This is a genomic window from Psychrobacter sp. UBA6739 (assembly GCF_002453835.1).
Classification (GTDB): domain Bacteria; phylum Pseudomonadota; class Gammaproteobacteria; order Pseudomonadales; family Moraxellaceae; genus Psychrobacter; species Psychrobacter immobilis_A.
In genome coordinates this window covers 26,525-40,956 of record NZ_DKHR01000028.1, presented here as the reverse complement: position 1 = coordinate 40,956, position 14,432 = coordinate 26,525, and the positions used below count along the sequence as shown (strand labels likewise).

The following is a 14,432-nucleotide window of genomic DNA, read 5'->3' as shown; positions in this document are numbered from 1 at the left end:
TTTAGCTTACTTAATGTAAAGGTTATTGGCAGCCAAGTCGACAGCGATCTGCCCTACATTACCTGCACCTTGAGTAATGAGCATGTCATTGGCTTTTAATAAACGCTGCATGACAGGAGCTAAATTGTCCTTGTCAATAATCGTCGGTTCAACTTCACCGCGCAACCGAATACTACGTGCCAATGACTTGGTATCAGCGCCAGTAATTGGGCTTTCACCTGCTGAATATACGTCTAATAATAATAATTCATCAACGCTGGAGAGTACTTCAACAAAATCATCAAAGCAATCTCGGGTACGACTATAACGGTGCGGCTGAAACATCATTACCAAACGACGTTCAGGGAAACTTTGACGCGCCGCTTTAATGGTGGCATCGACTTCTTTTGGGTGATGGCCATAATCGTCAATCAATAAAACATTACCCTCATCAAGGCTGACAGAAGCATGCTGCTCAAAACGGCGACCAACGCCTTCAAATTTTTGCAGAGCGCGTTTGATCGCTTCGTCATCGACCCCTTCATCAGTCGCCATGGTAATAGCAGCAAGTGCGTTATAAACGTTGTGAGTACCAGGAATGTTGAGGGTCAAACGTAAAGGTTCACGGTCACGGCGCAGTACCGTGAAGTGAGTTTTCGTGCCTTCCGTAACCAAATCAACACCTTGCACATCATTAAAAGGCTCAAGTCCAAAGGTCAGTACGGGACGACCAATATCATCAATCATGGCATACAATTCTGGATCATCACCGCAGACCACCGCCAAACCGTAGAATGGCATGTTTTGTAAAAACTGAATATAAGCGGCTTTTAATTTATCAAAACTATTCTCATACGTTTCCATATGGTCTTGATCGATATTGGTGACAATCGCGGCCATCGGATGTAACGATAAAAACGACGCATCAGACTCATCGGCTTCTGCCACCAAGAAACGACTGCTACCCAGCGCAGCATTTTTACCAGATGCATTCAGCTTACCGCCGATCACGTAGGTAGGATCGAGTTGCCCTTCTGCCATCATGGTAGTCAACAAACTGGTCGTGGTGGTTTTGCCATGAGCGCCAGCAACAGCGATACCGTGACGATAACGCATCAACTCGCCCAGCATATCGGCACGGCGTACCACTGGCAAACGTGCTTCTAATGCCGCTTTTACTTCAGGGTTGCTGCGATCAATCGCTGACGATACAACGATGACATCAGCATTAGCGATGTTCTTAGAATCATGACCGATCGCAATATCAATACCAATCTGTGCCAAACGTTTGGTTACTAAGCTCTCAGCAATATCAGAACCACTTACTTGATATCCTTGATTGTTCATCACCTCCGCGATGCCGCACATCCCCGAGCCACCAATACCGACAAAATGCAAATGCTGAATACGACGCATTTCTGGTATTTCAATCAAACGCTTAGGTAGAGCTTTCGCAGGGTTAGACATAGGGCTTCTCTTTATTAAAGGCTAATACAATTTAGTGTATCAAAATAATTGGCAATAAAAACAGTCAGTTATAATAATATAGGCTTCAGCGTTTGCCAAATAATATCAGCAACTTGCTTGCTCGCACTTCGATTGGCAAGGGCATGGCCTTTTTTGGCCATCGCTAGGCACTTCTCTCGATTAAGGGCAGCAAGCTCATTGCTCAAACGCTGCGCTGTCAACTCAGACTGCGGTAACAAAATCGCCGCATCGTGTGAGGTTAAAGTGCGGGCATTAGCAGTCTGATGGTCATCTACCGCATGCGGCAGCGGTACAAAAATTGCGGCAATACCAACGTTCTGGATTTCCGTAACCGTCAATGCGCCTGCTCGGCAAACAATAACATCTGCCCAATTATAAGCGGCAGCCATATCGTCGATAAAAGGCTGTACCACAAATTTGTGCATACTCAAGTCCTGCTCATCGTAAGCCGCTTGTGTGGCAGCCTCATTGTTACGCCCGCATTGGTGACGCACTTCAAAAGGCTGATTGAGCAATGCCAGCGCTTTTGGCACAGTGTCGTTTAAGGCTTGTGCACCAAGTGAGCCACCCACCACCAACAATTTGAGCGGTGAGTTGTCATTAACATCATAACGCACCGTCGGTTCAGAGACACCAGTGATGGCATTGCGTACTGGGTTACCCACCGTTTCAAGCTTAGCATCCTGTGCACTATTGGCAAAGGTATCCTCAAATGCTTGCAGCACCTTGGTTGCAATCTTGGATAGGTAGCGATTACTCATGCCTGCAATGGCATTTTGTTCATGGATAATCAGAGGCGTATTGGTCAGACGTGCGGCGATGCCGCCAGGTGCAGTCACATAACCACCGAAACCGACAACTATGTCAATTTGATTACTACGAATCACCTTTATAACTGCCATCGTCGCTGACAATAAAGTCACTGGCAACTTCAATAAACGCCCGATTCCTTTACCGCGTAAACCCTGCATCTCAATCGCATGAAAAGGATAACCAGTCGGTGCAACCAAGCCGTTTTCCATACCATTTGGCGTTCCTAGCCAATGAATAACCGCACCACGCTGAGTCAATTCCTCAGCCACTGCCAGCGCTGGGAACACATGCCCACCAGTACCCGCGGCCATCATTAATATATGCGGTGCTTTCATGAACGCCTGCCTATCTTTTCTTTATTTATATGAAGGACTTATTATCCTATGATCATCTTAGTCATCAGCCAATAATGACCCTATAAAATCTCGCATAGTATAGTGTAAATCGTTGGCTGATATATAGCACTTTATGCACTGTCAATAACAAAAATCCAAGCCGCGAGCAATCACGACTTGGCTTTTATAAATACTATCGAAAAATCATAAAAGCATCGTTTATAAATGACGTTTTATCGCCTTTTTATGCGCTATGAAAAGATGCTGTTTATCAATCTATCTTAGCACACTGTTTTTTAAGTATTGTGCTCATAGCTTAGTGATAAATCACTCTATCCTTACAGTGTTGCGCAAACTGCTACTTTATTCTCAATGGCGATGATAAAATCGGTCGCAATATCTGTACCGCATTGATCATCAATCTCACGTACACACGTTGGGCTGGTGACATTAATCTCGGTAATACGACCACCTATTAAATCGAGCCCGACGAACATTAGACCTTTTTCTTTAACAATAGGTGCCACGACTTCTGCCACTTGACGTTCGACATCAGTGAGCGGCATCGCAACACCGCTACCACCCGCCGCAAGATTACCACGGGTCTCGCCTTTGGTAGGAATACGCGCCAAGCTATAATCGACCACTTCACCATCAACGATCAACACGCGCTTATCGCCTTCTTTGATCTCTGGCAAATAGCGCTGCGCCATAATCGGCAAGGTTTCAAGCTCGGTTAAAATCTCAAGCGTGACGCCGATATTTGGACTATCTGCGGTCAAACGGAAAATACCCGTACCGCCCATACCATCTAATGGCTTAACAATGACGTCTTGCTGCTCAGCGATAAACTTGCGAATATGCACCTGTTTACTGGTCACAATCGTTGGGCTCATATAATCGCTAAACCACGTGGCAAATAGCTTTTCATTACAATCACGTATCGCTTGTGGATCATTGACCACTAGCACGCCTGCCGCTTTGGCATGATCAAGCATATAAGTGGCATAAATAAAACGCATGTCAAACGGCGGATCTTTACGCATCAACACCACGTCATAGTCGCTGATTGGCGCTGTCGCTTTATCCCCTAATGTATAAAAATCTTTAGGATCGCGCTTGACGGTCACTGGCTGCGTATCAACCATCAGTTGCCCACGATCCAACCACAAATCATGAATCTGACAATAGCCAAGGCTGTGCCCACGGTCTTGTGCCGACCACATCATCGCAAGGGTCGTGTCTTTTTTATAATTAACCTGCTCGATAGGATCCATAATAACGAGTATGTTTAACGATTTTTTTTGATTTTCTTGGCTCATGATAAAGCTCACTTACGTTATATTATTAATGTAGAACAGCTTCGGACTCAGTACCCAACTATACGCCGTACTGCGCGCGATAATGTTGCATCTTGGCAAGTTGGGTCGCGTCTTTATGCTGACCGCTTTGTACGCCATGGTCATCTGCCAAATAACTGATTAAATCATCGATATCGACGAGTGCACGCACTGGTACCTCTAATGTCGACGCCAACTCTTGAATAGCAGAATGCTCAGCCTGACCTTTTTCTTTACGGTCAAGGGCAACGATAATACCAGCAACGCTAGCGCCTGCTTGCTCTAAAATCTCAACCACTTCGCGCATCGCCGTACCAGCGGTAATGACATCATCGAGTACCCAGACTGCTTTACCACTAACGTCAGCGCCTACTAAGTTGCCACCTTCGCCATGGGTTTTGGCTTCTTTACGATTATAGCCCCACTTGGCATTGATACCATGATGAATCCATAAGGCTTGCGCGGTTGCTGCCACAAAAGGAATACCTTTATACGCTGCCCCAAATATCACCAGCTCCTGCTCATCTGTACCGTTATGACTAGCAGCCATTTGCTCAGCCAAGGCATCAGCATAACCACACGCGAGCAACGACAACATCTCACCCGACGCCAGCAAGCCTGCATTAAAAAAATACGGACTGATGCGACCAGACTTGAGGACAAACTCGCCAAATTTGAGAACTTGATTGTCTAAAGCCAGTTGGATAAATTGATGTGAGGAGAAAGAAGGGTGTTGCGCATTAGGCATTGAGGCATTAAGCATGGAAGCGTTCCTATTGACAAAAAGAAGAGCAAAAAATTGGCGTTATTGTACGCATTATTGATCAGCTTGACCAACCATTGATGTCGTAATCCTGCATGTTAGGATAACGAGTCAATAGGCCACTGCGCGATGAGAGATTAAAATAACACTGACCGTCATCACTCACTTGTATCTCCCAACCTAAATGATACGCGGCAACAATAACATGTCCTGTGAAAATGCGTATTTGACGGTAGGCATGGCGCTGCGATGGCTCACAAATGATTTGACTCAGCAGATAACTGCGTATGTGCTGACAGATTTGCGCGGCACTATAGCGGTGATTGATACTTTTTCGTGTCTCGCACTGCCTCAATGCATGGACAGCGACGCTGCACGCCATAATGTCAGTAGCCAAACTGCCCTCGCCTGTCTCAAATTGCTGCGGCTGCAACACCACTTGCCAATCTTCGGCGTAAACACTGTTGAGCAATTCATCTGGGTTATAACGTTTGGTCAATGCACGTAAAGAAGCCTGTTTGTTTTTAGCATTATTACTAACGCTCGTATCGGTACTTACAGAAGAGCCATTCAGTGCAAAACCGTAACGATGCAGTTTTGGATAAGCACGAAGCGCCTGCTGAATATCGGCCATGTCGAGCAAAGTCATACCATTTAATGATGATAATAATGGTTGCGCGCTGTGATTGTGATAAAAGCTGTCTGGAAACTCGACAAGCTCTGCTGCCCGCAGTAATGACAGATGCTCGTCCAATACTTCTGAAGCAATCAGCGACCATTTTGATAAGCTGTGTTCTTTAGGCTGGTAAAAACGCGCAGAGCGACCATAGAGTCGTTGCAATTGACCATTTAAGCGCCTAGCAGGTTCTGGAATATCGCTCAAGGGTCTGGCAGGATCAAGTGCCAAGCGACTCGGGTCAAAATTAGGATGTACAATCGCAGGTTGGGTAGTATCTGGCAAAATAGACGACTGCTCAGCATTGCCTTCTGAAACTGTACCGCCTACTGCTTTTTTAAGATCAGCACTGGGTAAATGAGTGTCAGAAGTAGAAGGCTGGGTCATGAAATCTCCATAAGCTATAAAATACAAAAATAATTCTAATTAAACCAAACTGGCATATTATTCTTGATGTTGTTCTTGATGACGCAAAATATCACGGTAACCGACTTGCCAATCAGGATATGCCAACCAAGCTAATGGAATATTACTGTGCAAGCGTTTTCCCGTAACCGCTGCTTTTTTATCGTCAAGAGCAGGAGGCGTTTCATTTATCTGCTGACTTAACCAAACGCCCAACTCAAAAGTCGTGACTGGCGCATAATCAGTAGCAATATACAGGGGCTTGGGCGCATCGATAGTCAGTACGTTAACGATGATAGCGACCAAATCGCGATCCATAATCCGATTGCTCCAATGCGTCGCTGCCACTGCTTCCTTTTGTGGCTCGCGGGCTTTACGCAGACGCATGAGACGCGCGCGTCCATAAATACCGCTTGGACGAATAATAATGGCTTTATCATCAAAGCCTTGTTGCAGGACTTGTTCTGCTTGCAATATCACCTGCGATGCTTCACGCTCTGGCGTCACAGGTGCAGTATTGTCATCAATCCATTCGCCATTATCTTGCCCATAAACACCCGTTGATGAAATAAAAACAATGCGTGAAAGGTTGGTGAGTTTGTCCGCAAGCGTTGCCAAATTTTGGCTAATTGCTAAGTAGCTATTATGATAGCCACTGGTCGAATAATCATCGGGGGTAACGATAATTGCTATCGCCGTAAAATCTTGCAGCTGCTCAGCCGTCAGAGTCAATGCATCGGCTTGCATAAATTCAGCGTTATCATCCAAAGAGTAATGATGGCGCTCACCACGAGCCAAACCTGTGACATTTAAGCCGTCCTGTGCCAGCTGGTTGCTGACTGGCAAACCAATATCACCTTGACCAATAATCAATAAATTTTGCGTACTCATCATTTATCCTTTATTCGAACGACATTTCTAATGACTGCCCATACATCTTTTCAATAATCTATACATCTTTTCAGTAATAAATGTTAAAAATAGCGTCTGTACGACAGCTGTACGTCTTCATTGGCATCAACACGATCTTGCCATTCGTAGTTGGCATTAATGCGTAATGCTTGTTTTTTATCAATATCATACTGCAGCCCTAATGTCGATATCAGCTGCCAATAATGACCACGGGCATTAGACTCATCGCTGCTGCCATGATACCAATATGGCAGTTGCAATTCAGCCTGCGCGCGTAACTGATTGTTAATCTGATAACGACAACCTGCATTCACGCCTGCACCAACCCGAAAACCTTTATTGATACCACGCCCTGCTTGCGCTGTGCCGGACAAAAAGGTATAGCATAGCTGCGGCGGCATCTCGCCTGTACCTGTGCGAGGCGTGCCAAATGCCCATGACCAACCTGATTCATAGCCCAAGCTCCCAACTAAATGATCGCGACCGTCTTGCTGGGAGCCATCATTCACACGCGTCGCCTCGATGCTAGCGCCCCACGTTTTGCCTTTTTTGGCAGAATTGACTGGATTAAATGAGCGCCCGCGAATCAACGTCACATTTTGCAAAACCACACTGTTTGGCTGATTGGCTTTGTCATTATCGGTGTCGTACAGGCGCAAAGTCGCAGATGCGCCTTCTAAGTCAAAAAACTGTGGGAATCCTGAGGGACGATCGAGAATATCATGATAGCCCGCTCGTAAGCCCAAATCGATATAGTTATTATCACCGCGCTGCCCTAGTCCCATATGAGCCAGTTGCAGCGGATGTCTGTCTATTGGATTGTTATCTGATACTGCTATATTAGACTGCAATAACGTCTGTCCATCAGCTGACATGCTCGAAACCGTATTGAGTTGGGCAGATTTAACCTCATTAATCGTCTGTTTTGCGCTGTTGTGATAGCCGAATTGCTCGCGCTGCTCTTTGACCTTGTTTAACTGCGCTTGGCGTAAAGTACTATCAGCAGGGGTATAGTTGGTGCTGGCAAGTAAGCCCTCATCATCAAGCAACTGCACGACATCTGAGGGAATAACCGCATAAGGCAGCTGACTCAATAAGTGCTGCTGCGGACGCACCACATCAATTAAGCGTAAAATCTCAGACGCACAGTTATCTGTGGTGAAGTAATACGGCAATTTTAAATCTTTGGTTTCCCAAACGTGCAACATAATCTGCTGTACTTCCGCTGGAGTCAAATCCAATTGATACGTCCACGCATCGCGCTCGTCTTCTTGCAGATATTTCGCCAGCTTCTCTGGATAAGGGTCAATTTCAATGAGATTGTCATAACCGCCGGTCATTGACTTGATGGCATACACCACAAAATTGTCTTTTGGATTACCACCAACCGTATAATTCAGCGCAACCGCGTGATGAATCTGGCTCGGATCAGCCACGCTCGCTTTTGAGTCGATGCGCAATAATGTATGAGCAAAGGCTGATAAAGGATTGTCTAAATACTCTTGGGCAAACATGATAGATAGCTGCTCAGGGGCAATCTTTTGCATCCATTCATTCAACTCCGGACAGTCAACTTGTAGCGCCGCCTCATCAATGTTTAATGTATCAGTCAACCATTGTACACGCGCTGGGAAACGACATAATACCGAATTATTAGCGGTACTTTTTTTAACAGTACGGTTATTCGTTGTCGCTACCTCATTAGCGAGGACGACGAGTAACGCATCAAGCTCGGCATTCGAATCTTGCCGACCATGCTCACTTAAAAAAAAGTCAGCCTCATCAACCATGCTGGTGTCTTTTTTCTTCCCAATCAAATTCTTTTGATCATCAAAGAAATACAACAAACGTCGCCATGTCGTATGTTGGGCTAAACTTTGTGTTGCTGCTTGCTCACGCCATTTGGCTAATAATTGCTCAGCGTTGCTTTTTTCTAGCCCTTGAGTGTCTTCTGGAGCGTCATTATCTGGCGTATTATTAGCGATTGCAGCAGCTTGTGGCGTAGGCGCTAATGCCCCTGTCGTTACTAATGATGCTGGGGTTGGCAAAAAAGCTTGCGTTTGTGCAGAGAGTAGCAATCCTGCAATAGCAAGTGGTAAACGCGCTCGTTGACTCATAGTAGTTAGGGTACAATCTACAGATAAAAAATTAGGCTTTAGAGACATGGGGTAAACCTCGCACGTTATTATTCATACGCCGATAGCGTGATTGATGGCTGGTTGATAATGCCGATTGAATCGTTCACTAAAATAACCTCAAAAGCCATATACGAGCTAGATCATGGAAATATCTTAGTCAAAGTGGCTGTTATCAAAGTTGTTACTATCAAAGCTACTGTTATCAAGGTAGCTATTATCAGACTGGCTATTAATTGATGAAAAATGGCTAGCAACCAGCGGTCAATGCCCACTTATTAATATCATGATAAAAGAGAATATTATGTCCATAACACCAATAACGATTAACGATGGCAGATTATCTGCCGCCACATACCTTGCATCACCAAACTGCAATCTGCGACCAACAGATATGAGTATTGATACTATTGTTATTCATAATATCAGCCTACCTCCGAACGAGTTCGGAGCGTCTGATACTGACGGCATCCATTACGTTAAAGCATTATTTACCAATCAGCTAGACTGGGCGGCGCATCCCTATTTTCAAACGATTAAAGGCGCGGAGGTTTCGGCCCACTTATTTATCGAGCGTGATGGCACGATTACTCAGTTTGTCAATTTTAATGAGCGCGCGTGGCATGCTGGACGCTCTAGCTACTTGGGTCGCCCTGAATGTAATGATTATAGCATCGGTATTGAGCTTGAAGGGTCTGATTTTGTGTCCTTCACCGCCGAACAATATGAGGTACTTGCAAAAATAGTCTGTGCCATTTATGCCGCCTATCCCAAAACTCGTCGTCATCTGACAGGTCATAGCGATATTGCCCCTGGTCGCAAAACAGATCCTGGTGATTATTTTGAATGGGCAAGATTGCGTGAGATGGTCGCCAACATTCTTGAGGGTTAAGTCATATGGATAATTATTTTGTCAATCCTGTTAAAAGCTCTATTAACTGTACACAGCATATTCCACATCCAATCCATTTATCTCGATTATGAAAATGCTATAATCCGTCAGCTTTTTGATAGCAGCAACTTAGTAAACAACCATCAGTAAACAACCTTCATTAAACAAATTAGCACAATAGGTTCTCATGGCAAAAAGTCGGTTATTTCGTTCAACCATGGTGGTCAGTAGTATGACCATGCTGTCTCGTATCTTGGGTCTGGTACGCGATGTCGTATTGTTAGGCGTTTTTGGCGCTGGTGGTCTGATGGATGCCTTTTTAGTCGCCTTCAAAATCCCAAACTTTTTGCGGCGTTTATTTGCAGAAGGTGCCTTTAGTCAAGCTTTTGTCCCTGTACTGTCCGAATACAAAGAAAAATATAGTTTGCAGCAGGTACAAATCTTAGTCAGTCGTACTTCAGGCGCTCTGTTGTTAATTTTGTCGATGCTTACCGTCGTTGTTATTTTAATGGCACCTTGGGTCGTGACTTTATTCGCGCCTGGTTTTGCCGACCAACCAGGTAAGTTTGCTATTACCGCTGAATTACTGCGTCTGACCTTTCCTTATTTGCTATTTATTTCTATGACCGCCTTTGCCAGTGGCATTTTACAAAGCTACGGACGCTTTGCTGCGCCTGCTTTTGCACCCGTGTTATTGAACCTATGTATGATTGGTGGCGCGCTAATTTTTGCCCCTATGTTCGATGTTCCTATCATGGCTCTAGGCTATGCAGTCGCTATCGCAGGATTGTTGCAATTCTTACTGCAGCTGCCGCAGCTATGGCAACAAAAGCTGCTGGTCGCACCCAAGGTCGACTTTCAGCATGAAGGCGTTCGCCGTATTTTAAAACTCATGCTGCCTGCTATCTTTGGCGTCTCTGTCACTCAGATTAATCTGCTGCTCAATACCATTTTTGCCTCATTGATGATTGGCGGCTCGGTCTCTTGGCTGTATGCCGCAGAGCGTATGAGTGAGCTGCCGTTAGGACTGATTGGCGTGGCAATCGGTACAGTCATTTTGCCAAGCTTATCAAAAAGTGAGGCGCAAAAAGACGATGTTAGTTTTAAAAAAACCATCGATTGGGCGGCACGCTTAATCATTTTAGTCGGTGTCCCTGCATCAGCAGCGTTGTTTACACTTGCCGATGTACTGATGCAAGCGCTGTTTTTGCGCGGTGAATTTACCTTACGTGATGCGCAGATGAGTTCGCTCGCATTACGTAGTATGGCTGGTGGTATTTTAGGCTTTATGCTTATTAAAATCTTTGCCCCTGCTTTTTTTGCCCGTCAAGATACCAGAACACCCGTAAAAATCGGTATCATTTCTGTCTTTGCCAACATGGTTTTTAGTGTCATTTTCATCGGTATATTTTATTTCTTAGAGATTCCACTACATGGCGGCTTGGCATTAGCAACCACGGGCGCGGCCTTTGTGAACGCAGGCTTATTATATTACTTCTTACATAAACGTGATATTTTCCGCTTTGGCAGCCATTGGAAGAAACTATTCACCCAGTTTGCGATTGCGACCAGCGCTATGATTGGCGTACTTTATGTCATGCTGCCTTACTTCCCTAGCGATGATGTGCAGTGGCGACGTATCGCCGCTTTACTCATTATGTGTGCCGTAGGGGCACTGGTTTATGGCATGGTATTACTAGCCACTGGTTTCCGTCCGCGCCAGCTAAAGCATGGTTAAGCAGTTTCACTTACGAAACCAAAACAAGCTTAGTAAGAGAATGGATAGTGAATGACGCCGATAGTTGCCATAATTAACCATTAATGAATAAATGAAATCTGAGGGCTAATAATGACAACCAAACTATCAACCTTACTACGCTTACCAACTATCTTAACCGCTGGCGTCCTTAGCACTGGACTGCTTTTAAGTGCTTGTAGCGATAACGATAAGACAGCTAATAGTGCCGAAGATACGGCAGCCATCGCTGAAGACAGCTCTGATGAAAGCATTGATGCTGAAAACGATACTACTAATCAAACATTAGCTGTGGAAAGTGAGCAGACGGCTGACAGTGGTAACGATGAAACGGCTATTGATAGTGATGATATTAACCCAGTTACCTCTGCGACCAAGCAAAAAAGCCTCGTAACCAATACAACCCAAGCTGGTACACCGGAAGATACTGTCAAACGAGCATTAGATAGCCTGTATTATGGCGAGGTAAAGGAAGCCGCTAAATATTATAAAGTAGATATGGCAAACTTCGAAGAAGAGCTGGCTAAAACCCAGTATGCCTTTCAGCAAACCGTCGATGGCGTCACTATCACCGATACTAAATACAGTGATGATAAAACCCGTGCCACCATCATTGGGGAGCTGATGCTAAAAGGACAAAGTGCGCCTGCACCGTTGACTTATGAGCTGCAAAAAATTGAAGGTCAATGGAAAATCCTAGGGTAAGACGCTTTGCTGTCCTCATTTAAAATTACTTTAGCTTAAGTTATTTTAGCTTAAGTCACTCGAACTTGAGCTATCTTATCTTCAATAATGTTATTTGATACCAATCAAAATTTAATATTCATCTGACGACACTGGCTTGCCAAGCATCACAACATCAGCGATAAAGCCTTGCATATCACACACTTTTGGCATATATCCCCATTGCTCAAAACCAAGCTTACGGAACAATCCTAAGCTTGGCTGATTGTGCGCAAAAATAAGCGCGATTACATTATGAATGCCTAGGCTTGGCGCTTGTGTCAACATCCAGCATGTCAATAAACTGCCCAATCCTTGACCGTGAAAATCCTGATGCAAGTAGATACTAATCTCAGTGCTGATATGATAAGCCGGTCGTGCATATAAATCGCTAAAGCTGCCCCATGCAACGATTGTTGCTGTCTCTGTTTTCGCTGCATTCTGCGTGGTCTTATGCATCACTTTTACCACATAAATAGGACGCGTCGGACTGTTTATATGCTCATCAAACCAATCTGCACGCTCTTCACAAGTCACTGGAGTAAGATTGGCAGTGGCTTGCTTACCTGCAATATTCTGATTATAAATCACCAAAATCTCTGACAAGTCGTCTCTACTTGCACGCTGCACAACAAACTCATCAGTGAGATAGTGTTCTGACAGAACAGTTGGTACAGCATTTAAGGCAGCAGCGGGCATAAGTTCTCCGTAATTATTAATTAATGTAGACAATTCCCTATCATATGGATACGGTGTCAGGCTCGCTTAGTCTACTATTTGTAATACTTTCGCTCGCCTTTCTTGTATCCACATTATATTGAAGAGACTATAATCTATGAGCGATAATTGTTGCAAGACAATCCATCCATAAAGAGGGTCATTACAAAAGCATGTGGACAAACATCACGGTATTTTAAGATGACAGAGCGGATAGCGCCATACTTTTATTGTCAGTAGACTATAGGATGTTAGTGTGGTCATTTTACTTTATAATGGCTGATTTTAAACACATTGATTTTGGTACGGGTGTGTTTTTTATCTGGTTTTATCTATCATAGCTGAAAATTTATGAACACCTATTTTCTTGAGCAACTGATTGCCTCGCCAAGTAATTTGACTGCAAATACTAGTCCAGTAGATTTAGCGCCCTGTGTGCTCACTATCGGTAACTTCGATGGTGTCCATCTTGGTCATCAAGCGATGCTTGAACAAGTCCGTGATATTGCGCATGCACAAAATCTTGGTTCTGCCGTGATGATATTTGAGCCACAGCCTCGTGAATTTTTTGCGCCAGCCACCGCGCCTGCTCGCCTCACCAATCTCGCTGAAAAACAAGCTTTGTTAGCAGAATATGGCGTTGAGACCTTGATTGTGGCAGGATTTGATGCAGAGTTTCGCTCGCTATCCGCCCAAGCATTTGCGGATCTTTTAGCCCTGCGCTTAAATGTCAAAGCGTTGGTGTTGGGTGATGACTTCAAATTTGGTCATGACCGTACTGGTGACAGTCAGTTTTTGCGGAATTATGGCTTAGATGTGACCAATCTACATACCGTCATCGATGATAGTGGTAAAGCGGCACGTATCAGCTCTACTCGCGTTCGGGACTTACTATTGGCTGGTGATATTGACGCTGCTAATGCGCTACTTGGTCGCGATTATGCGATTACAGGAATGGTCGTTGGTGGCGATAAAATAGGTCGTACCATGGACTTTCCTACTGCGAATATTGACCTACAGCGTTTAAAACCTGCCCTGCATGGTATCTTTGCTGTTGATGTCGTCAGCCTCGACGAGGATGGGCAAGTGATTGCTGAAGGCTTATCGGCACTTGCTATAGATGGGAAATCAGGTATCTCAGGATTACGTTCCAATAGCCTCTTTGGGACAGCCAATATCGGCACTAGACCCTCTGTCGATAAACAACATGATTGGCGTTTGGAAGTTCATTTCCCAGAATTAAATGCCGATTTATATGGATTAACTTTACAGGTTCGATTTTTGCATTATTTACATGGTGAACGACATTATGATGGCTTAGAAGCATTAAAAACAGGCATCCATAATGATGTAAAAGCATTAATTGAGTGGCGAGAGCAGCAGCCCAGTTAGGTTGCTATTAAGCTTAAATGCGACCCTCGATATCTATAATTTATAAAAAAACCCACAGCGTTTATAACGTTTGTGGGTTTTTATTTAATAATTCGTTTTTTAATAG

Annotated in this window: 12 protein-coding genes; 4 read left to right on the top strand and 8 right to left on the bottom strand. The window is 44.5% G+C overall.

The window, feature by feature from the left end; all coding sequences use genetic code 11:
• Positions 1 to 6: 6 nt before the first annotated feature.
• The 7 genes from murC to B2575_RS06815 all read right to left on the bottom strand — a co-directional run bounded on the left by murC (position 7) and on the right by B2575_RS06815 (position 8,876).
• A complete protein-coding gene (gene murC, locus B2575_RS06845; RefSeq protein WP_296240742.1) occupies positions 7 to 1,446 on the bottom strand; it encodes a UDP-N-acetylmuramate--L-alanine ligase in 1,440 nt (479 codons plus the stop codon).
• Between the two features lie 68 nt (positions 1,447 to 1,514).
• A complete protein-coding gene (gene murG / locus B2575_RS06840; protein WP_250163102.1) occupies positions 1,515 to 2,615 on the bottom strand; it encodes an undecaprenyldiphospho-muramoylpentapeptide beta-N-acetylglucosaminyltransferase in 1,101 nt (366 codons plus the stop codon).
• A 338-nt stretch (positions 2,616 to 2,953) separates the two neighbouring features.
• Positions 2,954 to 3,937 (bottom strand): glutathione synthase, encoded by a 984-nt coding sequence (gene gshB / locus B2575_RS06835; protein ID WP_296240739.1) that lies wholly within the window; start codon positions 3,935 to 3,937, stop codon positions 2,954 to 2,956.
• Between the two features lie 58 nt (positions 3,938 to 3,995).
• The gene (pyrE, locus tag B2575_RS06830) at positions 3,996 to 4,718 is read right to left on the bottom strand and encodes an orotate phosphoribosyltransferase (protein WP_372886432.1); all 723 of its coding nucleotides are present in this window, start codon (positions 4,716 to 4,718) and stop codon (positions 3,996 to 3,998) included.
• Positions 4,719 to 4,779: 61 nt separating this feature from the next.
• Positions 4,780 to 5,781 carry a hypothetical protein gene (locus B2575_RS06825; RefSeq protein ID WP_238048769.1) on the bottom strand — a complete coding sequence of 334 codons (1,002 nt, stop codon included), beginning with the start codon at positions 5,779 to 5,781 and terminating at the stop codon, positions 4,780 to 4,782.
• 57 nt (positions 5,782 to 5,838) lie between these two features.
• Positions 5,839 to 6,690, bottom strand: coding sequence for an SDR family oxidoreductase (locus tag B2575_RS06820; RefSeq protein ID WP_296240735.1), 852 nt, complete (start codon positions 6,688 to 6,690; stop codon positions 5,839 to 5,841).
• Positions 6,691 to 6,773: 83 nt separating this feature from the next.
• Complete coding sequence (locus tag B2575_RS06815) at positions 6,774 to 8,876, bottom strand: DUF4105 domain-containing protein (RefSeq protein ID WP_296240732.1); 2,103 nt, start codon at positions 8,874 to 8,876, stop codon at positions 6,774 to 6,776.
• 274 nt (positions 8,877 to 9,150) lie between these two features.
• Between B2575_RS06815 and ampD the strand changes: the two genes are divergently transcribed.
• From ampD to B2575_RS06800, 3 genes are all read left to right on the top strand, one after another.
• Positions 9,151 to 9,738 carry a 1,6-anhydro-N-acetylmuramyl-L-alanine amidase AmpD gene (ampD, locus tag B2575_RS06810; RefSeq protein WP_296240730.1) on the top strand — a complete coding sequence of 196 codons (588 nt, stop codon included), beginning with the start codon at positions 9,151 to 9,153 and terminating at the stop codon, positions 9,736 to 9,738.
• 187 nt (positions 9,739 to 9,925) lie between these two features.
• Entirely contained in the window at positions 9,926 to 11,476 is a 1,551-nt protein-coding gene (gene murJ / locus B2575_RS06805) for a murein biosynthesis integral membrane protein MurJ (RefSeq protein WP_296240727.1), read from the top strand.
• 111 nt (positions 11,477 to 11,587) lie between these two features.
• Positions 11,588 to 12,199, top strand: coding sequence for a hypothetical protein (locus B2575_RS06800; protein WP_296240726.1), 612 nt, complete (start codon positions 11,588 to 11,590; stop codon positions 12,197 to 12,199).
• 111 nt (positions 12,200 to 12,310) lie between these two features.
• On the opposite strand, the gene B2575_RS06795 is transcribed toward B2575_RS06800, so the two are convergent.
• Positions 12,311 to 12,916, bottom strand: coding sequence for a GNAT family N-acetyltransferase (locus tag B2575_RS06795; protein WP_296240725.1), 606 nt, complete (start codon positions 12,914 to 12,916; stop codon positions 12,311 to 12,313).
• Positions 12,917 to 13,285: 369 nt separating this feature from the next.
• On the opposite strand from B2575_RS06795, the gene ribF reads away from it, so the two are divergent.
• Entirely contained in the window at positions 13,286 to 14,326 is a 1,041-nt protein-coding gene (ribF, locus tag B2575_RS06790) for a riboflavin biosynthesis protein RibF (protein WP_296240723.1), read from the top strand.
• The last annotated feature ends 106 nt before the right edge of the window (positions 14,327 to 14,432 follow it).

What these genes read in the sequence shown, in the direction of transcription:
- ribF (WP_296240723.1), top strand. Translation starts at nt 13,286, where the DNA reads ATGAACACCTATTTTCTTGAGCAACTGATTGCCTCGCCAAGTAATTTG.
- murC (WP_296240742.1), bottom strand. Translation starts at nt 1,446, where the DNA reads ATGTCTAACCCTGCGAAAGCTCTACCTAAGCGTTTGATTGAAATACCA.
- B2575_RS06815 (WP_296240732.1), bottom strand. Translation starts at nt 8,876, where the DNA reads ATGTCTCTAAAGCCTAATTTTTTATCTGTAGATTGTACCCTAACTACT.
- B2575_RS06800 (WP_296240726.1), top strand. Translation starts at nt 11,588, where the DNA reads ATGACAACCAAACTATCAACCTTACTACGCTTACCAACTATCTTAACC.
- ampD (WP_296240730.1), top strand. Translation starts at nt 9,151, where the DNA reads ATGTCCATAACACCAATAACGATTAACGATGGCAGATTATCTGCCGCC.
- B2575_RS06820 (WP_296240735.1), bottom strand. Translation starts at nt 6,690, where the DNA reads ATGAGTACGCAAAATTTATTGATTATTGGTCAAGGTGATATTGGTTTG.
- pyrE (WP_372886432.1), bottom strand. Translation starts at nt 4,718, where the DNA reads ATGCTTAATGCCTCAATGCCTAATGCGCAACACCCTTCTTTCTCCTCA.
- murJ (WP_296240727.1), top strand. Translation starts at nt 9,926, where the DNA reads ATGGCAAAAAGTCGGTTATTTCGTTCAACCATGGTGGTCAGTAGTATG.
- B2575_RS06825 (WP_238048769.1), bottom strand. Translation starts at nt 5,781, where the DNA reads ATGACCCAGCCTTCTACTTCTGACACTCATTTACCCAGTGCTGATCTT.
- B2575_RS06795 (WP_296240725.1), bottom strand. Translation starts at nt 12,916, where the DNA reads ATGCCCGCTGCTGCCTTAAATGCTGTACCAACTGTTCTGTCAGAACAC.
- murG (WP_250163102.1), bottom strand. Translation starts at nt 2,615, where the DNA reads ATGAAAGCACCGCATATATTAATGATGGCCGCGGGTACTGGTGGGCAT.
- gshB (WP_296240739.1), bottom strand. Translation starts at nt 3,937, where the DNA reads ATGAGCCAAGAAAATCAAAAAAAATCGTTAAACATACTCGTTATTATG.